General features: G+C 71.4%; 22 protein-coding genes and 1 pseudogene. 14 read left to right on the forward strand and 9 right to left on the reverse strand.

All coding sequences use genetic code 11. The annotated features are described in order from the left end of the window. Window positions 1-276: 276 nt before the first annotated feature. Complete coding sequence (gene pgm, locus OG206_RS29895; RefSeq protein WP_327121580.1) at window positions 277-1,923, forward strand: phosphoglucomutase (alpha-D-glucose-1,6-bisphosphate-dependent); 1,647 nt, start codon at window positions 277-279, stop codon at window positions 1,921-1,923. 282 nt (window positions 1,924-2,205) lie between these two features. On the opposite strand, the gene meaB is transcribed toward pgm, so the two are convergent. Genes meaB through mutA form a run of 3 tightly spaced genes read right to left on the reverse strand, consistent with a single transcriptional unit; the run spans window position 2,206 to window position 7,326 of the window. Continuing rightward, complete coding sequence (meaB, locus tag OG206_RS29900; protein ID WP_327122445.1) at window positions 2,206-3,225, reverse strand: methylmalonyl Co-A mutase-associated GTPase MeaB; 1,020 nt, start codon at window positions 3,223-3,225, stop codon at window positions 2,206-2,208. A gap of 10 nt (window positions 3,226-3,235) precedes the next feature. Beyond that, window positions 3,236-5,470 (reverse strand): methylmalonyl-CoA mutase, encoded by a 2,235-nt coding sequence (gene scpA, locus OG206_RS29905; RefSeq protein ID WP_327121582.1) that lies wholly within the window; start codon window positions 5,468-5,470, stop codon window positions 3,236-3,238. After that, a complete protein-coding gene (gene mutA / locus OG206_RS29910) occupies window positions 5,470-7,326 on the reverse strand; it encodes a methylmalonyl-CoA mutase small subunit (RefSeq protein WP_327121584.1) in 1,857 nt (618 codons plus the stop codon). The genes scpA and mutA overlap by 1 nt, the downstream gene beginning before the upstream one ends. Before the next feature lie 190 nt (window positions 7,327-7,516). On the opposite strand from mutA, the gene OG206_RS29915 reads away from it, so the two are divergent. Together OG206_RS29915 and OG206_RS29920 are read left to right on the forward strand one after the other, a co-directional pair. Further along, window positions 7,517-8,011: an SHOCT domain-containing protein gene (locus OG206_RS29915; RefSeq protein ID WP_327121586.1), complete on the forward strand. Its 495-nt coding sequence runs from the start codon at window positions 7,517-7,519 to the stop codon at window positions 8,009-8,011. Between the two features lie 106 nt (window positions 8,012-8,117). Next, on the forward strand, window positions 8,118-8,915 hold the full coding sequence (locus OG206_RS29920) for a tyrosine-protein phosphatase (protein WP_327121588.1): 798 nt from the start codon (window positions 8,118-8,120) through the stop codon (window positions 8,913-8,915). Window positions 8,916-8,997: 82 nt separating this feature from the next. Here the strand turns inward: OG206_RS29920 and OG206_RS29925 are convergent, their stop codons facing one another. Both OG206_RS29925 and OG206_RS29930 read right to left on the reverse strand, forming a co-directional pair. Next, a complete protein-coding gene (locus OG206_RS29925; RefSeq protein WP_327121590.1) occupies window positions 8,998-9,633 on the reverse strand; it encodes a hypothetical protein in 636 nt (211 codons plus the stop codon). Continuing rightward, complete coding sequence (locus OG206_RS29930; protein ID WP_327121592.1) at window positions 9,630-10,205, reverse strand: hypothetical protein; 576 nt, start codon at window positions 10,203-10,205, stop codon at window positions 9,630-9,632. The genes OG206_RS29925 and OG206_RS29930 overlap by 4 nt, the downstream gene beginning before the upstream one ends. A 228-nt stretch (window positions 10,206-10,433) precedes the next feature. On the opposite strand from OG206_RS29930, the gene OG206_RS29935 reads away from it, so the two are divergent. Continuing rightward, on the forward strand, window positions 10,434-10,838 hold the full coding sequence (locus tag OG206_RS29935) for a J-domain-containing protein (RefSeq protein ID WP_327121594.1): 405 nt from the start codon (window positions 10,434-10,436) through the stop codon (window positions 10,836-10,838). A 44-nt stretch (window positions 10,839-10,882) separates the two neighbouring features. Then, window positions 10,883-11,404 carry a GNAT family N-acetyltransferase gene (locus tag OG206_RS29940; RefSeq protein WP_327121596.1) on the forward strand — a complete coding sequence of 174 codons (522 nt, stop codon included), beginning with the start codon at window positions 10,883-10,885 and terminating at the stop codon, window positions 11,402-11,404. Here OG206_RS29940 and OG206_RS29945 read toward each other — a convergent pair whose 3' ends face one another. Then, window positions 11,405-11,791 (reverse strand): VOC family protein, encoded by a 387-nt coding sequence (locus OG206_RS29945; protein WP_327121598.1) that lies wholly within the window; start codon window positions 11,789-11,791, stop codon window positions 11,405-11,407. Between the two features lie 294 nt (window positions 11,792-12,085). Here OG206_RS29945 and OG206_RS29950 point away from each other — a divergent pair, with 294 nt between their 5' ends. Then, a complete protein-coding gene (locus OG206_RS29950; protein WP_327121600.1) occupies window positions 12,086-12,634 on the forward strand; it encodes a DUF6328 family protein in 549 nt (182 codons plus the stop codon). Window positions 12,635-12,655: 21 nt separating this feature from the next. On the opposite strand, the gene OG206_RS29955 is transcribed toward OG206_RS29950, so the two are convergent. The 3 genes from OG206_RS29955 to OG206_RS29965 all read right to left on the reverse strand — a co-directional run bounded on the left by OG206_RS29955 (window position 12,656) and on the right by OG206_RS29965 (window position 14,857). Further along, the gene (locus OG206_RS29955) at window positions 12,656-13,474 is read right to left on the reverse strand and encodes a VOC family protein (RefSeq protein WP_327121602.1); all 819 of its coding nucleotides are present in this window, start codon (window positions 13,472-13,474) and stop codon (window positions 12,656-12,658) included. 103 nt (window positions 13,475-13,577) lie between these two features. Then, window positions 13,578-14,492: a cation diffusion facilitator family transporter gene (locus tag OG206_RS29960; RefSeq protein WP_327121604.1), complete on the reverse strand. Its 915-nt coding sequence runs from the start codon at window positions 14,490-14,492 to the stop codon at window positions 13,578-13,580. A gap of 29 nt (window positions 14,493-14,521) precedes the next feature. Continuing rightward, window positions 14,522-14,857, reverse strand: a complete 336-nt coding sequence (locus tag OG206_RS29965; protein WP_327121606.1) for a DUF6479 family protein — start codon at window positions 14,855-14,857, stop codon at window positions 14,522-14,524. 88 nt (window positions 14,858-14,945) lie between these two features. Between OG206_RS29965 and OG206_RS29970 the strand changes: the two are divergent. The 8 genes and pseudogenes from OG206_RS29970 to OG206_RS30005 form a co-directional block, all read left to right on the forward strand. After that, window positions 14,946-15,235: pseudogene (locus OG206_RS29970) on the forward strand (LLM class flavin-dependent oxidoreductase); the annotation flags it as partial. A 162-nt stretch (window positions 15,236-15,397) separates the two neighbouring features. Then, window positions 15,398-15,793 carry a hypothetical protein gene (locus OG206_RS29975; RefSeq protein ID WP_327121608.1) on the forward strand — a complete coding sequence of 132 codons (396 nt, stop codon included), beginning with the start codon at window positions 15,398-15,400 and terminating at the stop codon, window positions 15,791-15,793. A 35-nt stretch (window positions 15,794-15,828) separates the two neighbouring features. Then, complete coding sequence (locus tag OG206_RS29980) at window positions 15,829-16,413, forward strand: 2Fe-2S iron-sulfur cluster-binding protein (protein ID WP_327121610.1); 585 nt, start codon at window positions 15,829-15,831, stop codon at window positions 16,411-16,413. Further along, on the forward strand, window positions 16,410-17,405 hold the full coding sequence (locus OG206_RS29985; RefSeq protein ID WP_327121612.1) for an FAD binding domain-containing protein: 996 nt from the start codon (window positions 16,410-16,412) through the stop codon (window positions 17,403-17,405). Before OG206_RS29980 ends, OG206_RS29985 begins: the two co-directional genes overlap by 4 nt. Window positions 17,406-17,479: 74 nt before the next feature. Further along, window positions 17,480-19,576, forward strand: a complete 2,097-nt coding sequence (locus OG206_RS29990; protein WP_327121614.1) for a xanthine dehydrogenase family protein molybdopterin-binding subunit — start codon at window positions 17,480-17,482, stop codon at window positions 19,574-19,576. Window positions 19,577-19,728: 152 nt separating this feature from the next. Continuing rightward, window positions 19,729-20,190 carry an ATP-binding protein gene (locus tag OG206_RS29995; protein ID WP_327121616.1) on the forward strand — a complete coding sequence of 154 codons (462 nt, stop codon included), beginning with the start codon at window positions 19,729-19,731 and terminating at the stop codon, window positions 20,188-20,190. A 149-nt stretch (window positions 20,191-20,339) separates the two neighbouring features. Further along, on the forward strand, window positions 20,340-21,746 hold the full coding sequence (locus tag OG206_RS30000) for an NADP-dependent succinic semialdehyde dehydrogenase (protein WP_327121618.1): 1,407 nt from the start codon (window positions 20,340-20,342) through the stop codon (window positions 21,744-21,746). A gap of 12 nt (window positions 21,747-21,758) precedes the next feature. Next, window positions 21,759-24,146 carry a phosphoketolase family protein gene (locus tag OG206_RS30005; RefSeq protein WP_327121620.1) on the forward strand — a complete coding sequence of 796 codons (2,388 nt, stop codon included), beginning with the start codon at window positions 21,759-21,761 and terminating at the stop codon, window positions 24,144-24,146. Window positions 24,147-24,208 lie beyond the last annotated feature (62 nt).

A 24,208-nucleotide genomic window follows, 5' to 3' on the forward strand; every position in this document is an offset into this window, starting at 1 on the left:
CCGAATTCTCCACGCCCGCCCGGGGGTGAGAATTCAGGCACCGGGTGTCCGCCGACGCCCTGGGGTGGAATTCGGTGATCGCGCCGTGGTGCGGCGACTCTCCGCGTGAACCGGCCGATCACGCCGAACAGGCCCTCTGCCCCGCCCGTTCCGTATGTACTGCTGGTCCCGCCCCGTACCCGAGGCGCGGTCGACGCGGCAGGATCGGGTACAACTCGTGATGATCGTCCGTCCCGGGGCGGTCCGCGAGCGGCAGCCGAAGACAGAGGAGAAACGATGGTTCACGAACGGGCCGGCCGGCCGGCCCAGGCCGGCGATCTGGTGGATGTGGCACGGCTGGTGACGGCCTACTACTCCGTCCACCCCGATCCGTCCGAGCCCGGTCAGCGCGTGGCGTTCGGAACCTCTGGCCACCGCGGCTCGGCCCTGGCGGCCGCGTTCAACGAGGACCACATCGCCGCCACCACCCAGGCCATCTGCGAGTACCGGCACCAGCAGGGCACCGACGGGCCGCTGTTCCTCGGCGCCGACACCCACGCACTGTCCGAACCCGCACGGGTCACGGCCGTCGAGGTCCTCGCGGCCAACGGCGCGACCGTCCTGATCGACACGGACGACGGCTACACTCCCACCCCGGCCGTCTCGCACGCGATCCTGACGTACAACCGCGACCGTACCGGCGGTCTCGCCGACGGCATCGTGGTCACGCCTTCGCACAATCCTCCCGGGGACGGCGGCTTCAAGTACAACCCGCCGCACGGCGGACCCGCGGGGTCGGACGCCACCTCGTGGATCCAGGACCGGGCCAACGCCCTGATCGAGGGCGGGCTGAAGGAGGTCCGGCGGATCCCCTACGCCCGGGCGCTCGCCACCGGGACCACGGGTCGCCACGACTTCCTGACCGGCTACGTCGACGACCTCCCGGCCGTGCTCGACCTGGACGCCGTACGCGATGCCGGGATCAGGATCGGCGCCGACCCGCTGGGTGGCGCCTCGGTCGCCTACTGGGGGCGGATCGCGGAGCGGCACCGGCTCGACCTCACGGTCGTCAATCCGCTCGCCGACCCCACCTGGCGGTTCATGACGCTGGACTGGGACGGGAAGATCCGGATGGACTGCTCGTCGCCGTACGCCATGGCCTCACTGATCGAACAGCGGGACGCCTACACCATCGCCACCGGCAACGACGCCGACGCGGACCGGCACGGCATCGTCACGCCCGACGGCGGGCTGATGAACCCCAACCATTATCTGGCCGTGGCGATCCGCTACCTCTACTCGCACCGTGACGGCTGGCCGGCCGGTACCGGCATCGGGAAGACCCTGGTCTCCTCCTCCATGATCGACCGGGTCGCCGCAGACCTCGGACGGCAGCTCGTGGAGGTCCCGGTGGGCTTCAAGTGGTTCGTCGACGGGCTGTTCGGCGGCACCCTGGGCTTCGGCGGCGAGGAGTCGGCCGGTGCCTCGTTCCTCCGCCGCGACGGCCGGGTGTGGACGACCGACAAGGACGGGATCCTGCTCGCCCTGCTCGCCTCGGAGATCACCGCCGTCACCGGATCCACGCCTTCGCAGCACTACGCCGAACTCACCGCACGCTTCGGCGACCCCGCCTACGCCAGGGTCGACGCGCCCGCGACACGCGAACAGAAGGCTGTGCTGGCCAGGCTCTCGCCCGAACAGGTCCGCGCGGACACGCTGGCCGGTGAGCCCATCACCGCCGTACTCACCGAGGCTCCGGGCAACGGCGCTGCGATCGGAGGGCTCAAGGTCTGCACCGACAGCGCCTGGTTCGCGGCACGTCCCTCGGGTACGGAGGACGTCTACAAGGTGTACGCGGAGAGCTTCCAGGGGCCCGAGCACCTCGCCACGGTCCAGGAGGAGGCCCGTGCCCTCGTCTCCGACGCGCTGGGCTCCACGGACTGACCCGATCGACGGGGGCCGGACCGGCCGGAGGGCGGACCCGGACGCCGGTCCCGCCCTCCGTGGCGTTTCCCACCCAGGGCCGCGCGGTCACCCGCCCGGGGACGGTGGCCTTCACATGCCGAAGAGCGCCGCGTTGCCCGGGGTGGCCCCGATCCGCTCCAGGAGCGCTCCGCAGGCCGTGTTCGCCCACCCGGTGCCTCTCGGGCCCGCACCGCCAGGAGCGGGCCCGAGGGTGCGAGAGTGGCCCCGGAGCCGGGGGCGCAGCGCGGCCGGGGGCCCGCCTCAGACCGCGTCCGCTCGGTCCTCGTCCGTCCGCTCCTCGCCCCGGAAGGCCCGGAGGATCTGCTCGGCCGCCAGAGTGGCCGTCAACTCGCCTGCTCGAACCCGCTGTTCGAGACCCGGGGTGAGAGTCCGTACGGCAGGGTGGCCGCGCAGACTGTCCAGGAGCTCGTCGCGGACCATGGTCCAGGTCCAGTCCACCTGCTGCTCACGGCGCTTGGCCGTCAGCCGCCCGGTGGACTCCAGCAGCGTGCGGTGCTGCTCCAGCCGCTCCCACAGCTCGCCCAGACCGGTCGACTCCCGGGCACTGCACGTCAGCACCGGGGGAGTCCAGGCCGCGTCCACCGGGTGCATCAACCGCAGCGCGCCCGCCAGTTCGCGCGCCGCGGAGCGGGCGTCGCGCTCGTGCGGGCCGTCCGCCTTGTTGACGGCGATGGCGTCGGCGAGCTCCAGCACGCCCTTCTTGATGCCCTGCAACTGGTCACCCGTACGGGCGAGGGTGAGCAGCAGGAAGGTGTCGACCATGTTGGCGACCGCCGTCTCCGACTGCCCCACCCCTACCGTCTCCACGAGCACGACGTCGTAGCCGGCGGCCTCCATGACCACGATGGACTCCCGCGTCGCCTTGGCGACACCGCCGAGCGTCCCCGCCGTGGGGGAGGGGCGGACGAATGCCCGGGCGTCCACCGCCAGCCGCTCCATCCGGGTCTTGTCGCCCAGGATGGAACCGCCCGTACGGCTGGACGAGGGGTCCACGGCCAGCACCGCGACCCGGTGGCCGAGGCCTGTCAGCAGGGTGCCGAGCGCATCGATGAAAGTGGACTTCCCCACCCCCGGCACCCCGCTGATCCCGATCCTCCGGGCCCGCCCGGCGTGAGGCAGCAGCTCGCTCAGCAGTCGCTGAGCGAGCACCCGGTGATCGGGGCGGGCCGACTCCACGAGTGTGATCGCACGGGCCACGAACGCGCGTTTCCCGTCGAGCACACCCTTGGCATACGCGTCGATGTCGATCCTCGCGGCCACGGTCAGCGGCTCACAGCTCGTGACCGAGCGAGGCGGCGAGCCGCGTGACCAGGTCATGGGCTGCGTCCGGGATCACCGTTCCGGGCGGGAACACCGCGGCCGCGCCCGCCCCGTGCAGTGCCTCGATGTCCTGGGGCGGGATCACCCCACCGACCACGATCATGATGTCCTCCCGGCCCTCGGCCGCCAGCTCCTGCCGCAGCGCCGGCACGAGGGTGAGGTGCCCGGCCGCCAGGGACGAGACGCCCACGATGTGTACGTCCGCCTCGACGGCCTGCCGGGCGACCTCGCCGGGCGTCTGGAACAGCGGGCCGACGTCGACGTCGAAGCCCAGGTCGGCGAAGGCGGTCGCGATCACCTTCTGGCCGCGGTCGTGGCCGTCCTGGCCCATCTTGGCGACGAGGATGCGAGGACGCCGGCCCTCGGCCTCCTCGAAGTCGCCGACGAGGGTACGGGTGCGGTCCACGGACGGGGACTCTCCTGCCTCTTTGCGGTACACCCCGGAGATCGTACGGATCTGGCCCGCATGCCTCCCGTACACCTTCTCCAGCGCGTCAGAGATCTCGCCGACCGTGGCCATCGCCCGGGCGGCGTCGACCGCCAGAGCCAGGAGGTTGCCCTCGAGTCCCGGCCCGGGCTCCCGCCCCGCCGCTTCGGTCAGGGCGCGCAGCGCGTCCTGGCACGCGGCCTCGTCCCGTTCCTCGCGCAGCCGGCGCAGCTTCTCGATCTGCTGGGTGCGCACCGAGGAGTTGTCGACCGATCGCACGTCGATCTTCTCGTCGGTCTCCACCCGGTACTTGTTCACCCCGATGACCGGCTGGCGTCCGGCGTCGATCCGGGCCTGCGTGCGCGCCGCCGCCTCCTCGATCCGCAGTTTCGGGATGCCGGCGTCGATGGCCTTGGCCATTCCGCCCGCCGCCTCGACCTCCGCGATGTGCTGCCACGCCCGCCGCGCCAGGTCGTTCGTGAGCTTCTCGACGTACGCGCTGCCGCCCCACGGGTCGATGACACGGCAGGTTCCGGACTCCTGCTGCAGCAGCAGCTGGGTGTTGCGGGCGATGCGCGCGGAGAAGTCCGTGGGCAGGGCGAGCGCTTCGTCCAGCGCGTTCGTGTGCAGCGACTGGGTGTGGCCCTGGGTCGCCGCCATCGCCTCGACACATGTGCGCGTCACGTTGTTGAAGACGTCCTGCGCGGTCAGCGACCAGCCGCTGGTCTGCGAATGGGTGCGCAAAGAAAGGGACTTGGAGTTCTTCGGGCCGAACTCCTTGACCATCTTGGCCCACAGCAGCCGCGCCGCCCGCAGCTTGGCGATCTCCATGAAGAAGTTCATGCCGATCGCCCAGAAGAACGACAGCCGCGGGGCGAAGGCGTCCACGTCCAGCCCGGCGGCCTGGCCTGCCCGCAGGTATTCCACCCCGTCGGCCAGCGTGTAGGCGAGTTCCAGATCGGCCGTCGCACCGGCCTCCTGGATGTGATAGCCGGAGATCGAGATGGAGTTGTAGCGCGGCATCTTCTGCGAGGTGAACGCGAAGATGTCGGAGATGATCCGCATCGAGGGGCCGGGCGGATAGATGTAGGTGTTGCGGACCATGAACTCCTTGAGGATGTCGTTCTGGATGGTCCCGGCGAGCTTCTCGGGCGCCACGCCCTGTTCTTCGGCCGCCACGATGTACAGCGCGAGGACCGGCAGCACCGCGCCGTTCATCGTCATGGACACCGACATCCGGTCCAGCGGGATGCCGTCGAAGAGCTGTCGCATGTCGTAGACCGAGTCGATCGCCACGCCCGCCATGCCGACGTCACCGGTCACACGGGGGTGGTCGCTGTCGTAGCCCCGGTGGGTGGGCAGGTCGAACGCGATGGACAGGCCCTTCTGTCCCGCCGCGAGGTTGCGCCGGTAGAAGGCGTTGGACTCCTCGGCGGTCGAGAAGCCGGCGTACTGACGGATCGTCCAGGGCTGGTTGACGTACATCGTGGGGTAGGGGCCCCGCAGGTACGGCGTGATGCCCGGATAGGTCCCGAGGAAGTCGAGCCCCTCCAGGTCCCGTCCGGTGTACAGCGGCTTGACCTCGATGCCCTCCGGGGTCTCCCAGCGGAGCTCCTCGTCGGACCGGCCGGCCGCCTCCTTCACCGCGGCGCGCCAGCGGTCCTCGGACACCTCGGCCGGAGCGCCCCCCGTCAGGGACACGTCGGAGAAGTCCGGCACCGCGGGCACGCGGGCCCCGGTGGTCTCGGGGGTCTGCATCACGCCACTCCCATGCGGTCGAGTTCGGAGGAGAGGACGGCGACGACGTCGCAGCCGGCGAAGACGTGGACGTCGACGCCGCTGTACTCCCCGGGGCGCCCGGCCAGGAAGATCCGCTCGGCGCCCGCGGCCCTGAGGGCCGCGGCGACACCTTCGGCCTGCTCCGCGTAGAGGGCGTCCGTCGAGCACAGGCATGCGGTCGTCGCCCCGCTCGCGGCGAAGGCCGCGGCCGCCGTCGAGGCGTCGACCGAGACGGGCTCGTGCACGGGCTCGATGCCTCCCGACAGGAAGAGGTTCGCGGCGAAGGACGCCCGCGCCGTGTGCACCGAAGCGGGCCCGAGGGCGGCGAGGAACACCTTCGGGCGGGCTCCCGTGGCGGCCAGGTGCCGGTCCGACCGGGCGCGCAGCGTCTCGAACGCCTCGTCCCGCCTGACCCGCGGCAGTCCGCCGGGAGAGGGCGCGGCGGGCGCGGACTCGCGCTCCACCGGCCGCTCCGACAGGTTCGGGAACTCGCTGACCCCGGTCACGGGCTCCTTGCGCCGCGCCAGGTCCTTGCTCCGCGCGGCCCAGGTGGCCGCGATCCGCTCGCCGACCATTCCGGAGCGCAGCGCGGCGGCCTGGCCGCCCGCACGCTCGACCTCCTGGAAGAACGACCAGGCCGCGGCGGCGAGTTCGTCCGTCAGCCGCTCGACGTACCACGAGCCGCCCGCGGGATCCGTCACCCGGGCCAGGTGCGACTCCTCCATCAGGATGGTGGAGGTGTTGCGGGCGATCCGCCGGGCGAACGCGTCGGGCAGCCCCAGTGCGTGATCGAACGGCAGGACGGTGACGGACTCGGCTCCGCCCACACCCGCCCCGAGGCAGGCCAGCGTCGTCCGCAGCATGTTCACCCAGGGATCGCGGCGCGTCATCATCACGGACGAGGTCACCGCGTGCTGCCGCTGCGCCCCGGCGCCCGGTGCTCCGCAGACCTCGGCCACGCGCGACCACAGCCGCCGGGCGGCACGGAGCTTCGCGATCGTCAGGAACTGGTCGGCGGTCGCCGCGTACCTGAACTCCAGCTGTGCGCAGGCGTCTTCGACGGTGAGGCCGGACGCGGTCAGCGTCCTCAGATAGGCGACGCCCGTGGCCAGTGAGAGCCCCAGCTCCTCGGCGGCGGAGCCACCCGCCTCGTGGTACGGCAACGCGTCCACGACCATCGCGCGCAGGCCCGGGTACTCCCGGCCGCAGATCCCCGCCCAGTGGGCGGCCTCGTCCGTGTCCGCTCCGGCGCCCGTCCGGGCGGCCTGCCCGAGCGGGTCCAGCCCGAGGCTGCCGCGGGCCGCGTCCTTGGCGACGCCCCGTGCGTCGTAGAGCGCGAGCAACTCGGCTGCGGCGGGCCCGGTGTCGGAGCCCGCGTCGAGTGCGACCGGCGCCAGGTCGAGATAGACGCCTTCCAGCGCACGGGCGAGGCCGGAGACCGGCACCCCTGCGGGGCCGCCCACGGCCAGCCAGAGAGAGGTGACGCCGTTCTCCAGGTCGCCGAGCACCGCCTCGTTGAGGCGCACGGGGTCGGTGAGGGCGTGATGCTGGCGCACGTCCCAGCCGTCCGTGGTGTTCCCCGTGGCCCTGCTGCCCCGGGTGAAGGGCGCGAAGCCGGGCAGACCGGGGTCGGCCGACGCGTCGTCGGAGGTGTACAGAGGGCGGGCGGTGAGCCCGTCCCCGAGTGCGGTGGACAGCGCTTCCTCGGCGGCCGTTCCCGTGACTTCCTTGCCGGACCTGCGCAGTACACCTTCGACAAGGCTCTGCCACTGGTCGTGGGAGGGGTCGGGGAATTCGGCGGCCAGAGAGAGCCCGTCAGCAGGCAGGACCGTCATGGTCAGATGCTAGGTCAGCACTCTGACGTGCAGCAGGGCCACCGGCTGTGACCTTGCACTCTCCGGAATGTGCGCAATTCTTTCGGTTGAGACGCGGATTAGTTCTGTTGCTTCGGAAGTTTCACAGTGCGTCACTTAATGTCCGAAGTTATGCTTTTGGCGACCCAGCACCGCAGGGGAAGGACGCATCGTGGACGTGGGGCCCGTGGAGTACCTCGTCGTCACGTTTCCCGGCGCTCGATTCGCCGAGGCGATCGCGCCCGTACTCGCCGACGCCGTCGCGTCGGACGCGGTACGCATCCTCGATCTGGCGTTCGCCCGCAAGGGCGAGGGCGGCACGCTTCAGCTCGTGGAGCTGCGCGAGATGGACCCCCAGGGGCTGGTGTCGTTCGCACCGCCGGGTGACGGATCGTCCGGCCTGCCGCGACTCGCGGACCTCAGCGTGGTCGAGCGCCTGCCCGAGGGAAGTTCCGTCGCGCTGATCGCCTGGGAGGACCTCTGGTCCGTGCCCCTCACGCGCGCGGTCCAGGCCGCCGGCGGCCACCTCGTGTCGCACGAACGCGTACCTGCTGACGGCGGGGACGACGTCATCACCCTGCTCGAAAGGCTCGCCGAGCTCAGGAAGCAGGGGGTTCTGACCGACGCCGAGTTCGCGGCCCAGAAGACGAGGATTCTCGCCGACTGACACCCGGTCGGCCGATACGCCTGTGTCCGCGTTCCCGTTGTCGATACGCGCACGCCGTGCGACGTTGATTCCGACCTGCAGTCTGTCGGGAAAGAGGCAGTTCATCGTGCAGACCGCCCGGGCCGTCCCCGCAGCCACCGTCGTCAACCTGCGCGATCTGGGCGGCATCGCCCTGGGCCGCGACCACCGTCTCCGTCAGGGAATCCTGCTGCGCTCCGGTCAGCTGAGCGACTTCGACGCGGAACACGACATCGCGGTGGCAGCGCTCGGCATCCGCACGGTCGTCGACCTGCGCACCGCCGATGAACGTCACTGGGCTCCGGACCGTCTGCCCCCGGGCGCGAAGCTGTTCGTCGCCGACGTCCTCGGTGACAACCCGGGCGTGGCCCCGGCGCGGCTCAGGGCGCTCCTGAGTGACCCGGACGGAGCAAGGGCGCTGCTCGGCGGAGGCCGGGCGGAGGAACTGTTCGCGCAGACCTACCGCAAGATGGTCCTCTCCCCGGGGGCGGCGGCCGCCTACCGCGCCTTCCTGGACACCGCCGCGGACCCCCGGGCGCGCCCGCTCCTGTTCCACTGCGCGACCGGCAAGGACCGCACGGGCTGGGCCACCGCGCTGCTGCTGATGATGGCGGGTGCCTCACGCGACGTCGTACGCGCGGAGTTCCTCGCGGTGAACCTCGCGGTCAGGGCCGCCTTCGGCCCCGCAGTCCGCGGCTTCCTCGACGCCGGCGGGGACCCCGACATCGCCTCCGCGGTCGTCGAGGCCAGGCCCCGCTACCTGGAGGCCGCCCTGGATGCCATGGACGAGCGGTGGGGCGGACTCGACGGCTACCTGGACAAGGCCCTGCGCCTGCCCCGGGCGGTGGCGGACCGGCTTCGCGCCGACCTCTCCGTACCGGCCTGAGGGCCGTCCTTCATACGCGAACCGGCCCGGTGCGGCGTCCGCGGGGGACGCGCACCGGGCCGGTTCGCGAGGGTCGCACCGCTCAGATCTTCAGCAGCTGCTCGCTGAGATCGCGGTAGCGCTGGAGCGCTATCCGCAATTCCTCCGTCTGCGCCTCGGTGTCCTGCTCCTGCCAGCCGACCCGCAGCACCCGCCTGCGTTCGGTGAGGGCCTCGGTCAGGCCGGAGACGATCTGGTCGAACGTGCTGTCCGCCTCCTCGACGGCGCGGCGGGGGCTCTCGACGAAGTCGCTGACCGCCTGCTGCATGCGCTGGGACAGCTTCTCCTGATCGTCCCGCGACACGAGCGGCCGGTCGGTGTCGTGGTCCTCGCGGTGGCCGCTCCGCTCGTCCGACGGTTTACCGGGGGCCTTCCGAGACGCGACCGGAGTGCCGAGACCGGCGCGGGTTCCGTCCTTCACCGACCGGTCTCTGCCGTCGCCCGTCGAGGTTCCGGCCGGGGTGTCCGGTGTGGTCTCCGGCGTGCGCCTCTCGTCGGTCGCGGATTCACGTGTGACTCCGGGCGTGAGACCCGTCCCGGTCGCGGTCTCGCGCGAGACCGCGGGTTCGCGGGTGGTGCCGGCTCCGTTCGCGGACTCACGCGGGGTGCCGGGTACCGTCGTGCGCCGCGGCTCCGTGGGGGAGGCGGGCTCTGTCCTGGGGTCGCTGTGGTCGGTCATGCGTTTGCACTGCCTTTCGTTTCGGGCCGGTCCGTCCGGGCCGGCTCATCCGGCGCGTCCGCGAGAAGTACGTCGAAGAGCGCCCTGGACTCGATCAGGGCCTTCCTCATCTCCTCCGTACCGCCCTGGCCGCGCACTGCTGTGTGCACCCTGCGGTAGCCGTCGACCTGCTCGGCGTGATGCACCGAGAGGGCGGCCGTCTGCTCCTCGAAGCTGCCGCCGTCCGGGAAGCCCCGGTCGTGGGCCAACTGCGCGAGAAGCGCGTCGGCCTCGACGACCGCGTCCCTGGGGGAGTCGATGAACTTCTCCTGCACCTCGGCCCAGCGGCGGACATACGTCTCGCGCGCTCCGGGTGCGAGCGGCTGCTCGGACAGTGAGCCGTGCAGCTTCACCCGCTCGGCCAGCTCGTGCTCGGCCGCCTTGGTGTCCCCGTCGTGACGGGCCACGGTGCGTTCGTATTCAGGCCCGAACCGGCGCCGCAGACCACGTCCGCCGGTCTGCCGGCCGCGGACGAGGAAGAAGGCCAGCGCTGCCACGAGAACGACGGCGACAATGATCACCACGGTCGTCATGATGTGTGCTCCCGCCGGTCCGCGGTCGGTGCGTCGTGCTCTTCCACTCTCGTCAACCCCTTCCGGAATCGGGCCCGCCGGGTGTCCCCCCGGGCTCCGTGCACCAGCCGTGTAACCCCCTGGGCGACTTTCAAGCAGGCGGATCCCCGTTAACCTGGAAGAGGCGGCTCCCGGGCGGCCCTCGGCCGAACGCCGGGCGGTCCGGCAGGACTTCGAGAGGGGTGTCCGGTGACCGAGCGCAAACCCGCGGGTGTCAGCTTCGAGACGTGGGTGGACAGGCAGGTCCGCGAGGCCGAGCAGCGCGGCGACTTCGCCGGTCTGCCCGGGCTGGGCAAGCCGATCCCCGGTCTCGAGAGGCCGTACGACGCCGAGTGGTGGATCAAGGCCAAGATGCAGCGCGAGGGCCTGTCGGTGCTGCCGCCGTCCCTCGCCCTGCGCAAGGCCGCCGAGGATGCCCGGCACGAGGCGCTGCGCGCGCGGTCCGAGTCCGAGGTGCGCCGCATCCTGGAGGAGATGAACGAGACGATTCGCGCCGCGCTGGCCAGGCCTCCCGAGGGGCCCCCGCTGAACCTGAAGCCGTTCGACGCCGACGCGGTGGTGGAGGAATGGCGGGCGGGCCGGCAGCGGTCCTGAGAGCGAGGTGTGCCGGGCCGCCGGGTGTGCGTGATACTCGCTGCATGAGATCGCGCATGACGGCCCGGCGGAGCGAGGTGCGGGTCAGGCGAGCCGTCGCGCGGGACGCGAGACGGCTGACGCGCCTGGTGACCTCCTCACGTGCCTACGAGGGCCCGTACGCACCCATGGTCGCCGGGTACAGGGTCGGCCCGGATTACATCGAGACGCACGGCGTGCATGTGGCCGTCGATGAGGACGGCCGGGTACTCGGCTTCTACTCGCTGATCCTTTCCCCGCCCGAACTCGACCTGATGTTCGTGGCCGACGACGCCCAGGGGCGGGGTATCGGGCGCCTCCTCGTCGGGCATCTGTGCGAGGAGGCGCGACGGGCGGGCCTGGCGGACGTACGCGTGGTCGCTCACCCGCCGGCCGAGGGCTTCTACCGGAGCATGGGAGCCGAACGCACCGGCACGGTCCCGGCCCGGCCGCCCGCCGTGATGTGGGACCGGCCGGACATGGTCCTCAGGATCGGCGACGGGCGCGAGGACACGCGACCCCAGCATGATCCGAACGAGAGGCCCTAGCTAGGACCAGCCGCCGTAAGGACGGGTGATGAGTTCCAGTCCGTGCCCGCTGGGGTCCGGGAAGTAGACCCCGCGTCCCCCGTCGTTACGGTTGATCTCGCCCCGGAGCCTCTTGTGCGGGTCCGCGTAGTACTCGACGCCCCGCGCTCTGATGCGTTCGAAGGCGGTGTCGAATTCCGCCTCCGAGATGAGGAACGCGTAGTGCTGCACGGTGATCGACTCGGGGGGAACGGTCGCGAAGTCCAGCGTGACGCCGTTCGCGAGGACGACCGGAATGAAGGGTCCCCATTCGGTTCCGGTGGTGAGACCCAGGATATGGGCCAGGAAATCGGCGGACTCCCGGTTGTCCCGGCAGTGGACGATGGTGTGATTCAACTCGACTGACACTGTGGAATGCCTCCAAAAGGCATCTCACGGGCTACCTCCACGCCTCACCCGGCCGGTGACCGACGCGCGATGCCGTACCCCGATCCTAAGTGAGTCATCACGGTGCGTCGAGGCTGTGCCCCGGGCCCGCACGGGTCCCGGGCCCTCCGTATCGGCCCCTGGCGTGGTGCTTTCCCGGCCGCTGTCACCGAGGAGCGGATCCGCGACCGCCCGGTTGGGCGCGTGACCGAGGATTCGAGGCGGATCCGCGGGGAAGCTGTACCAGCTCATACGTTCGAGTTGGGGGAGGCATCAATGGGTCTGACACCGGCGTCCGAGGGTGACGGTGAGAGAGGCGGCATCGGGGCCAACCCGCACAGCGGCCGGCGCGAGACCGAGGCCGAGCGGGCCGACCGGCAGTGGGGCGAACTGCTCCAGGAACTCCGGGTCGCCCAGACGGGAGTCCAGATCCTGTTCGGCTTTCTGCTCGCCGTGGTCTTCCAGCCCAGGTTCGCCGACCTCTCGACCGTCGACCGCAACATCTACGTGGTGACGGTCATGCTGGGATCCGCGACCGCGGCCTCACTGATAGGTCCCGTGTCGTACCACCGCCTCCTCACCGGCCGGCGGATGAAACCACAGACGGTGACCTGGGCCTCGCGGCTCACGAAACTCGGGCTCGCCCTGCTCTTCTGCACGATGTGCAGCACCCTGCTGCTCATCCTGCGGGTGGCGCTGCACAACGTCGTGGCGCTGTGGCTCGTGGGCGTCATGGCCCTGTGGTTCGCCGTCTGCTGGTTCGTCTTCCCGCTCTGGGCCATCGCCCGGGACAACGGGAAGCGGGACGCCGGTGAGCCGTCCTGACACCGGCGCCCCGGGGCTGAGTCAGTCGTCGGCGGGGCTGCGCACATCCGTCACGGTGAACAGCCCGCCGTCCGGGTCGCGCAGGGTCGCCTCGCTGCCGTGGGGTACGGGCCGCCGCTCCATGAGGGCGCCCCCGAACCGCTCGGCGGCGGCGACCGTCGCCTCCACGTCGGAAACCGGGAACTGCACCTGCCAGTGCGGACGCACCATGGGATCCGGCGCCGACTCGACGGCACCCGAACTGATCCGGGCCAGCGGGCGACCGCCGCAGCGTACGAGTACCTCTTCCTTCACGTACGCCACCTCGCAGCCGCCCAGCTCGCCGCTCGCCCAGTCGAGTACCTCGCCGTAGAAGATCGCGGCGTCGAAGGCGTTCCTGGTGCGCAGACGCAGCCAGGCATGGGCACGATGTCCGGACGGGCTGAGTGACGCCGCCCGCCCGGTCCATTCCCACACGCCGAACGCCGCGCCGTCCCGGTCGGCGGCCAGCACCGCGCGGCCGGTGCCGATCGCCAGCGGGCCCACGGCCACGGTGCCGCTGCGTTCACGGATGCGTGCCGACGCCACATCGGCGTCGCGGACGGAGAAGTAGGGCGTCCAGGCCACGGCCACCTGGTAGGCGGACGCGACCGCGCCGATGCCCGCCACGGGCACACCCTCCGACCGGGCCATCACGAACTCCCTGCCCAGCGGGCCGGGCCGGAACGTCCACCCGAAGACACCCCCGTAGAAACGCTGGGCGTCCAGCAGGTCGCGGGTCACCAGGTGGACCCAGCACGGCGCGCCCGCACCGGTCAGAGCTGCCGGTTCGTGGGCGGTCCGCGGTTCGCCAGTGCTCATGGTCCCTCTGCCTCGTCGATTGCGCGGCAGGACGGTCCGGCGCCGCGCGGCCACGACCAGCGTCATCCGTGGCGGCGACTCCCGCAACACGCGGAGGGGGCGCTCAGACCCCACCCCTCGGCGGCGCGTTCGTGATGTCCAGGAACACGTGCTCGGCCTCGGGCCAGGACCGGGTGATCGAGCGCTTGATCCGGACGGAGACCCGCTCGATCTCCTCGCTGTCGATGCCGGGTGCCAGATCCACCCTGGCCGCCAGCATCACCGAGTCGAGGCCCAGCCCCATCGTGAACAGCGCCGCCACATTGTCTATCTCGGGCTGCGCGGTCAGAAGCTCCCGCACACCCTTGCGCAGCTCGGGGTCGGCCGACTCCCCGATCAGCCGGTCGCGGGCGTCCTTGCCGAGCCGGAAGGCGACGTAGACCAGGAGGAGGCCGATCGCCAGGGAGGCGGACGCCTCCCACACGACGTTGCCCGTGATCAGGTGGAGGATCATGCCGGCTATGGCCAGGACGACACCGAGGACCGCGGTGCTGTCCTCCGCGACGACCGTCCGCAGGGCCGGGTCCCGGGCGGCACCCTTCTCACCTCGGAGCTGAATCAGGGCACGGACGAGGGAACCGCCTTCGGCGAGGAGCGCGAACGCGAGGACGACCAGACCCACCGTGTACCCCTCGGGGGATTCGTGGTCGTCGGCGCTCAGGGCCTCGAAGCCCTGGAAGAACGAGAAGCAGCCCCCGACGGTGAAGATCCCGACCGCTGCGAGCAGCGACCAGAAGTAGCGCTCCTTGCCGTAGCCGAAGGGGTGACGGCTGTCGGCGGGGCGGTGGCTGCGCCGCAGAGCGGCCAGCAGGAAGACCTCGTTCACACTGTCCGCCACGGAGTGGGCGGCCTCGGAGAGGAGGGCGGGGGATCCCGAGAGGAATCCGCCCACCCCCTTCGCGACGGCTATGACGAGGTTGGCGGCGAGCGCGACCAGGACCGTGATCCGGGTCCGGTCGTCGGCCTTCGACCGGTTCATCTGTTTCCCCCGATGCGATGGTGCTGGTGTCAGTCGCGCGGACGCTCGGGGTCGGGCGGGATCACCTCGTTACCGTGGCCGCCGAGCTCGTACGGCGAGAGGGCGGTGCCGTTGTCCGGGAAGTGGTCCGAGGTGTGCTGGCCGCTCTCCCGGATCTCCGTGCGGTGCTCGGGCCTCTGCGGCTGCTCCTCCGGGCGCGGGGGCGGAAGTTCCTTGTCCCGGCGCCGCATGCCCCACCAGAAGCCGCCGATCAGCAGAACCACCACGGCCAGTCCCGCGATGCCGACGATCACGCCCACCGCCCCGGGGCCGTCGTCGGCGAGGATGACGGCGAGCGAGTTGCTTGCTCCGTTCGTAACGTCCATGCATGGCGCATACCCCGGAGAATCGATCACAGACAGCCATTGACATGAATTCATGTTTTATGACGATGTCCCGGTAAATGTGTTTCACATGGTGCGAATCGGCTACACGATGATGACCGGGCCGGCAGGACCGCGGGCTCTCGTCGCCGATGGGGTCGCGGCGCAGGCGGCCGGTTTCGACTTCTCCGTCACCGCCGGCCTCTACCCCTCGGTCGGCTTCCCGGGGGCACGCACCCCTACGCCTGGGCAATGCTCGGAACCGTGGCACAGGCGACGTCCACGATCCCGCTGATGACGTACGTGACCTGCCCGACCACCCGGGACCACCCGGCCGTGGTCGCGCAGAAGGCGACGACGCTCCAGCCCGTGTTTCGCGGCGGCCCATCGGGTAGGCGGCCCGTCGAGGGCGCCGGGGCGGTCGCCGTCCGGCGTGCGCTCGTGTCGCCGACACGCAGCCGCGGGGTGAGCCTGGAGTGACTCACCGGACCGCTGGAGGAATGCGATGCGCGTTTACAGCGCACCGACCGAAAGGAAACCAGGGTGAACAGCGCACAGGAAGAGAAGCAGGGGCATCAGGAGAGCGGCGACGTCGTGGTGACGCTGACCGGCTGCCCCACCCAGGACGCGAGCACCGTGTTCGAGGTGCTGCGCCGCTCCTTCGTCTCCGACCGCCCCGCGAGCGACACGCCCGAGACCGCTTCGGACACCCGCCCGACCGTGTGGACGGCCACCGTGGACGTGTCCGACACGAAGGAGGACCCGGCGCCGGCACAACTGTCCGGAGCGGTGACGGTCGAGGCGCAGGGCGGCTACTGGGCGGTCGACCGCTTCCGCAGGTCCCTCGAGGACGCGTTCGCCGTACGCCTGGTCGGGACAGCGGCCGGAGACCAGGAGCAGGAGATCCGGCTGCGGCTGGAGAGCCACCGCGCCGCGTGAGCACCGATCCACCCGATCACGGAAGGTACGCCTGCATGGATGTCACTCCCGGGGCCTTCGGCACGGACACGGCACAGGTGCCGGTGCCGGTGCCGGTGCCGGACGACCGTTCCACCTTCACGCTGCACGTCAACGGCACGTCGCACACCCTGACGCTCGATCACCGCACCACCGTGCTGGACATGCTGCGCGAGCACCTCGGGCTCACGGGGGCCAAGAAGGGCTGCGACCACGGCCAGTGCGGTGCCTGCACCGTGCTCGTCGACGGCCGCCGCGCGAACAGCTGCCTGCTGCTCGCCGTCGCCCAGTCGGACGCCCGTATCACCACGGTCGAGGGCCTGGCCGACGGCGACCGACTGCACCCGCTGCAGACGGCCTTCCTGGAACGGGACGCGTTCCAGTGCGGCTACTGCACCCCCGGGCAGCTCTGTTCGGCGGTCGGCATGCTCGGCGAGGCCGAGGACGGCTTCCCCTCCCACGTCACGCCGCCCGCCGGTCTCGCCGATGACGGGCCCGCACCCCTCGGCGCCCACGAGATCCGCGAACGGATGAGCGGCAACCTGTGCCGGTGCGGCGCCTACCCCCACATCGTCCGGGCGATCGAGGACGTGGCCCCGTGAAACCCTTCGCGTACCAGCGCCCCGCGACCGTGGCCGAAGCCGTACGGGCCGGGACGGGCCACCCCGGCGCACGCTATCTCGGCGGCGGGACCAACCTCGTCGACCTGATGAAGCTCGGGGTGGAGTCGCCCGGACTCCTCATCGACGTCAGCCGGCTTCCGCTCGACCTGGTGACCCGGACGGACGACGGCGGTCTCCGGATCGGCGCGACCGTGCGCAACAGCGACCTGGCCGCCCACGCCGACGTACGCAAGGGCTACCCCGCCCTGTCGCAGGCCCTGCTGGCCGGGGCGTCCGGCCAGCTCCGCAACACCGCGACCACCGGCGGGAACCTGCTGCAGCGCACCCGCTGCCCGTACTTCCAGGACGTCTCCAAACCCTGCAACAAGCGCGTCCCCGGCTCCGGCTGCCCCGCGCGCGAGGGGGCGCACCGCGACCTCGCGGTGCTGGGCCACTCGCAGGACTGCGTCGCCACCAACCCCTCCGACATGGCCGTCGCGCTCGCGGCACTCGACGCCGGCATCCGGCTGTACGGGCCCGAGGGGGAGCGGACCGTGCCCGTCACGGACTTCCACCGGCTGCCCGGCGACAATCCCGACCAGGACACGGTGATCAGGCCCGGGGAACTGATCACCGAGGTGGTGCTGCCGCCTCCGGTCGCCACGGCGGGCTCCCTCTACCGCAAGGCGAGGGACCGCGCCTCGTACGCCTTCGCGCTGGTCTCCGTCGCCGCTGTGCTGAGCGTGCGCGACGGCCACGTCGAGCACGGCGCGCTGGCATTCGGCGGCGTCGCGCACCGGCCGTGGCGCGCATGGGCCGCGGAGGACGTGCTGCGGGGTGCGCCCGCGACCGAGGAGACCTTCGCCCGGGCCGCCGACGCCGAGCTCGCGGCCGCCGCGCCCCTGCGCGACAACGGGTTCAAGGTGGACCTCGCCCGCAGACTCGCCGTGGGTGCTCTCACCGAACTCACCTCCCGTAGCGCGTCCGCCTGATCGCCCCGCGGTCACCTCAGGGCGCACCCGGCCCGATCCCCGGCCGCGCCCACGACGAACCGAGGTCCTACGCCATGAACCATTCCCCGCAGCCGCTGGGTGCCCCCGTCGTCCGCCGCGAGGGCCGGGACAAGGTCACCGGCAGCGCCCGCTACGCCGCGGAGTACACCCGGCTCGGGCTCCTCCACGGCTGGATCGTGCCCGCCACCGTCCCGAGCGGACGCGTGACGGCGATCCGCACGGCCGACGCGCTGGCGCTGCCGGGGGTGCACACGGTCCTCACGCACGACAACGCGCCGAAGCTGAACGACCCGGACGACGCCATCCTCGCCGTGCTCCAGAACGACCGGGTGCCGCACCGCGGCTGGCCCGTCGCCCTCGTCCTCGCGGAGAGTACGGAGGCGGCCAGGGCGGGCGCGGCAGCCGTACACGTCGAGTACTCCACCACCGGGCACGACGTCGTCCTCACCGGGGACCACGCGGGCCTCCGCGTCCCGGACGAGGCCAACGGCGGCTTTCCGGGTCTGCGGGAACGGGGTGACGCCGGGGCGGCCTTCGACGCCGCACCCGTGCGAATCGACGCGACCTACACCCTGGGCGGTCTGCACAACCACCCGATGGAACCCCATGCCTCGACCGCCGTGTGGGAGGACGGGCACCTTACCGTCCACGACTCCAGCCAGGGATCCTCCACGGTGCGTGACACCCTCGTACAGGCACTGGGCCTCGGCCCGGACACCGTCACCGTCGTCTCCGAACACGTCGGCGGAGGATTCGGCTCCAAGGGCACTCCCCGCCCGCAGGTCGTCCTCGCCGCGATGGCGGCGCGGCACACCGGGCTGCCGGTCCGGATCGCCCTTCCCCGGCGGTACATGGCCGCGATCGTCGGCCACCGCGCACCCACGCTTCAGCGCGTGCGGCTGGGAGCCGGCCGCGACGGCGTGCTCACCTCCGTCTCGCACGAGGTCGTGACACAGACCTCGCGGATCAAGGAGTTCGTCGAGCAGGCCGCCGTACCCGCCCGCATCATGTACGCGTCGCCCCACAGCCGTACCGCGCACCTGGTCGTGCCCCTCGACGTGCCCAGCCCCTCCTGGATGCGCGCACCGGGAGAGGCGTCCGGGATGTACGCGCTGGAGTCGGCCATGGACGAACTGGCCAACGCCCTCGGAATGGATCCGGTCGAGCTCCGGCTGCGCAACGAGCCGCAGACGGAACCCGACAGCGGTCTTCCTTTCAGCAGCCGCAACGTCGCGGCCTGTCTCACCGAAGGCGCCCGGCTGTTCGACTGGTCCGGCCGGGACCCGCAGCCCGCGACCCGCGAGGAAGGGCCGTGGCTGATCGGCACCGGGGTCGCGTCGGCGACGTATCCCGTGCTCGTGTCGAAGTCGGCCGCGTCCGCCCACGCCGCGCCGGACGGCTCCTACCGGATCGGCGTCAACGCCACCGACATCGGCACAGGGGCCCGCACCGTCCTCGCGCAGATCGCGGCCTCGGTCCTGGACGCGCCACCGGAGGACGTACGGATCGACATCGGCGACAGCGACCTGCCGACCGCACCCCTGGCCGGCGGTTCCTCGGGTACGGCCTCCTGGGGATCGGCGGTGCACAAGGCGGCCTCCGCCCTGCGGGCGCGGCTGGCGGAGCACAACGGACCGGTCCCGCAGGGCGGCATCACCGTCACCGCCGACACCGGCGAGGAGACGGAGCAGGAGCCCCCGTACTCGCGCCACGCCTTCGGCGCCCACTTCGCGGAGGTGGCCGTCGACTCCCTCACCGGTGAGGTGCGGGTGCGCAGACTGCTCGGTGTCTACGCCGCCGGGCGCATCCTCAACTCCCGCACGGCACGGTCCCAGTTCATCGGCGGCATGGTCATGGGGCTCGGTATGGCCCTCACCGAGGGCAGCACGATGGACCCGGTCTTCGGGGACTACACCGAGAGCGACCTGGCCTCGTACCACGTGCCGTCCTGCGCCGACGTCCCCGACATCCAGGCGCACTGGATCGACGAGGACGACCCCCACCTCAACCCCATGGGCAGCAAGGGCATCGGTGAGATCGGCATCGTCGGTACGGCCGCCGCGATCGGGAACGCCGTACGCCACGCCACAGGTGCTCGGCTCCGCGAACTCCCCCTCACCCCGGACAAACTGCTGCCCTACCTGCCGTGACGCGCGGCGACCAGGTCCTTCGGTTGCGCGAACGGCCATCCGGGTTCACCCTGAGGAGTGACCCAGAAGTGACTACTGCTCACGCTTCGTGTTCGGGGGTCGTTGGTACAGACGGGTGAAGCACGTGGGCCTCGCGGTGAGGAGCCTCGACGATGACCGTTCCACTCGACCGGCACTGCTCGGTCGAACTGCAGGTGTCGGCAGAGCGCATTTCCCAGATGCGGCGCATAGTCTCCGCACACCTTCGTCACTGGAGTCTCGACCTGCACGTCCGGCCGGTGTGCCGGGCGGCGGAGGAGCTCCTGACGAACGTCCGGATGCACGTCGGCGAGGAGGACCGCTGCGTCCTCGAGCTGCGCTGGACCGGCCGGCACCTGACGGTGTCCGTGGCCGACGACGACTCCCGGATGCCCCGGCTGCTCGACGGCGGTGGCGGCGGTCTCAGCCGCGTCATGGCCCTCAGCGACAGCTGGGGCACCTGCCGGACCGCCGACGGCAAAGTCGTGTGGTTCACGCGCTACGCCGAGTCGCCCTGCACCACCGAACTGCTCCCGCGTACGCCGCTCCCGGGCGGCCGTACCTTCCGCAGCACCCCGGTCGCCGAACTCGTGTGACGAACGGCCCGGAACCGGCCCGGCCGGTGCGGACGACGTGCCCCCGGCACGCATGATCCGCACCGGCCGGGTACGCGTGTGCGAGGGGCCGCGTTGCGCCCGGCGGCGCGGCGCGGCACGGTCGAAGAACGATGCAAGGAGGAACCCCCATGCCCATCGCCACGGTCGATCCCGCGAGCGGCGAGACGCTCAGGACTTTCGACGCACTGGACGAGCGGGAGACCGAGCGGAGGCTCGCGGCCGCGCACCGGGCGTTCCGCCGCTACCGCACCACCGACTTCGCCGAACGTGCCCGCCTGATGAACCGGGCCGCGGATCTCCTCGACGAGGACCGGCCGGACATCGCCCGCACCATGACCACGGAGATGGGCAAGCCCGTCAGGGCGGCCCGCGCCGAGGCGGCGAAATGCGCCAAGGCGATGCGCTGGTACGCGGCCAACGCCGAGCGCCTGCTCGCCGACGAGCACCCCGACGAGACCGACGTCAAGGACTCCGGTGCCTCGCGCGCCCGGGTGCACTACCGCCCGCTCGGTGTCGTCCTCGCCGTGATGCCGTGGAACTTCCCCCTCTGGCAGGTCATGCGCTTCGCCGCGCCCGCGCTCATGGCCGGCAACACCGGTCTGCTCAAGCACGCCTCGAACGTGCCGCAGACCGCCCTGTACATCGAGGACCTGTTCACCCGGGCCGGTTTCCCCGAGGGCTGCTTCCAGACGCTGCTCATCGGCTCGGGCGCAGTCGAGGCGGTCCTGCGCGACTCCCGGGTCGCCGCCGCGACGCTGACCGGCAGCGAGCCGGCCGGCCGGGCGGTGGCCGCCGTCGCGGGCGACGAGGTGAAGAAGACGGTGCTGGAGCTCGGCGGCAGCGACCCCTTCATCGTGCTGCCATCGGCCGAGGTCGAGAAGGCCGCCGACACGGCGGTGAACGCCCGTGTGCAGAACAACGGACAGTCCTGCATCGCGGCCAAACGCTTCATCGTGCACACGGACGTGTACGACGCCTTCGCCGAACGGTTCTCCGCCGGAATGCGCGCGCTGACCGTCGGCGACCCCTTGGAGGAGTCCACCGACGTCGGCCCCCTCTCCAGCGAGCAGGGACGCACCGACCTGGAGGAGCTCGTCGGCGACGCCCTCGCCAAGGGCGCCACCGCCCTGTGCGGGGGGCGGCGGCCGCCGGGCCGGGACCGCGGCTGGTTCTACGAGCCCACCGTGCTCACGGGCATCACCCCCCAGATGCGCATCCACCGCGAGGAGACCTTCGGACCGGTGGCGACCCTCTACCGCGTGGCAGACCTCGACGAGGCCGTGGAACTCGCCAACGACACCCCCTTCGGGCTCAGTTCCAACGTATGGACGCGTGACGAGGCGGAGATGGACCGCTGCGTCCGCGACGTGGAGGCAGGGGGCGTCTTCTTCAACGGCATGACGGCCTCGCATCCCGCTCTGCCCTTCGGCGGGGTGAAGCGTTCCGGCTACGGCCGGGAGCTCGCGGGGCACGGCATCCGCGAGTTCTGCAACGCGACCACCGTCTGGTACGGCCCCGACCCGGACGCCCGCTAGGAGAGAGGCTTCATGACCGAAGCACGAACACCGCCCGCGTCATCCACCCTGCCCGACGACGAGCTGGAGGCACTCGACGCGCACTGGCGGGCGGCCAACTACCTCGCGGTCGGCCAGATCTATCTGATGGCCAACCCCCTCCTGGAGGAGCCGCTGGCCCCCGAGCACATCAAACCGCGGCTGCTCGGCCACTGGGGGACCTCACCCGGCCTCAACCTGGTCCACACCCACCTCAACCGGGTCGTCAAGGCGCGCGGCAAACAGGCCGTCTGCGTCTGGGGGCCCGGTCACGGCGGACCCGCGGTCCTCGCCAACGCGTGGCTGGAGGGCAGCTACTCGCAGACGTACCCCGATGTCAGCCGTGACCGCGAGGGGATGGGCCTGCTGTTCAAGCAGTTCTCCTTCCCCGGCGGGGTGCCCAGCCACGTCGCCCCGGAGACCCCGGGCTCGATCCACGAGGGCGGTGAGCTGGGGTACGCGCTCGCCCATGCCTACGGCGCAGCCCTCGACCACCCGGACCTGCTCGTCGCCTGCGTCGTCGGGGACGGCGAAGCGGAGACGGGACCACTGGCCGCGTCCTGGCATTCCAACAAGTTCCTCGACCCGGTGCACGACGGTGCCGTCCTGCCGATCCTCCACCTCAACGGGTACAAGATCGCGAACCCCACCGTCCTCGCCCGGCTGCCCGAGGACGAACTCGACGCGCTCCTGCGTGGATACGGCCACGATCCGGTGTACGTCGAGGGCGACGACCCCGCCGCCGTCCACCGCGCGATGGCGGCCGCCATGGACCACGCCCTGGACCGCATCGCGGAGTTCCAGCGCCTGGCACGGCACGGGGGAGCGCCCGATCGGCCCCGCTGGCCGATGATCGTGCTGCGCACCCCCAAGGGATGGACCGGACCGGAGGAGGTGGACGGGCTGCCCGTCGAGGGCACCTGGCGCGCCCACCAGGTCCCCCTGCCCGGAGTGCGGGACGATCCCGGCCATCTGCGCCAACTCGAGGAATGGATGCGCTCCTACCGGCCGCACGAACTCTTCGACTCGGGCGGCCGGCCGACGGCCCAGGTCCTGGAATGCGTTCCCGAGGGCACGGCGCGCCTGGGGTCGACCCCGTACGCCAACGGTGGCCTGCTCCTGCGTGATCTCCCGCTTCCGCCGCTCGAGGACCACGCGGTGCGGGTCGACAGGCCCGGCACCGTCCAGCACGAACCCACGCGGGTGCTGGGCGGGCTGCTCGCGGACGTCATGGCCGCCACCGCCGGCCGGCGGGACTTCCGGGTGGTCGGGCCCGACGAGACCGAGTCCAACCGGCTGGGCGCGCTCTACGACGTCACCGGCAAGGCCTGGCAGGCGGAGATCCTCGCTACCGACGAGCACCTGGTCCGCGACGGCCGGGTGATGGAAGTCCTCTCCGAGCACCTGTGCCAGGGCTGGCTGGAGGGCTACCTCCTCACCGGCCGGCACGGGCTGTTCTCCTCGTACGAGGCCTTCGCCCACATCGTCGACTCGATGGTCAACCAGCACATCAAGTGGCTGCGCACCTCGCGGAGGCTGCACTGGCGCGCGCCCATCGCCTCGCTGAACTACCTGCTCACGTCGCACGTCTGGCGGCAGGACCACAACGGCTTCTCGCACCAGGACCCCGGCTTCGTCGACCACATCCTCAACAAGAGCCCCGAGGTGGTCCGGGTCTACCTGCCGCCGGACGCCAACACGCTGCTGTCGACGGCGGATCACGTGCTGCGCAGCAGGGACTACGTCAACGTGATCGTCGCGGGCAAGCAGCCGGGCTTCGACTGGCTCACCCTCGACGAGGCCCGCGCCCACTGCGCCCGCGGGGCGGGGACGTGGGACTGGGCGGGCACCGAGGACGGCAGCCGGGAGCCCGACGTCGTGCTCGCCTGTGCCGGGGACGTGCCCACGCTGGAGACCATGGCCGCGGCGCAGCTCCTGCGCGAGCACCTGCCCGAACTCGCCGTGCGCGTCGTCAACGTGGTCGACATGACGCGGCTGCTGCCGCGCGACGAGCACCCGCACGGGATGCCGGACGCGGAGTACGACTCTCTCTTCACCCGGGACAAGCCGGTGATCTTCGCGTATCACGGCTACCCGTGGCTGGTGCACCGCCTCGCCTACCGCCGGTCGGGCCACGCTCACCTGCACGTCCGGGGCTACAAGGAGGAGGGGACCACCACCACACCGTTCGACATGGTGGTCCGCAACGACCTGGACCGCTACCGGCTGGTCATGGACGTGATCGACCGGGTGCCGGGACTCGGTGTGCGCGCCGTCGCCGTGCGCCAGGCGATGGCGGACGTCAGGACCCGTCATCACGACTGGATCCGCGAGCACGGCAGCGACCTGCCCGAGGTGGCCGACTGGGTCTGGGAGGGCTGAGCGCCGGCTGTTCACTCGGCCACGCACTCCGGCCGGCCCGCGGTGAAGCGGGCCGGCCGGAG

Source organism: Streptomyces sp. NBC_01341, assembly GCF_035946055.1.
Classification (GTDB): Bacteria; Actinomycetota; Actinomycetes; order Streptomycetales; family Streptomycetaceae; genus Streptomyces.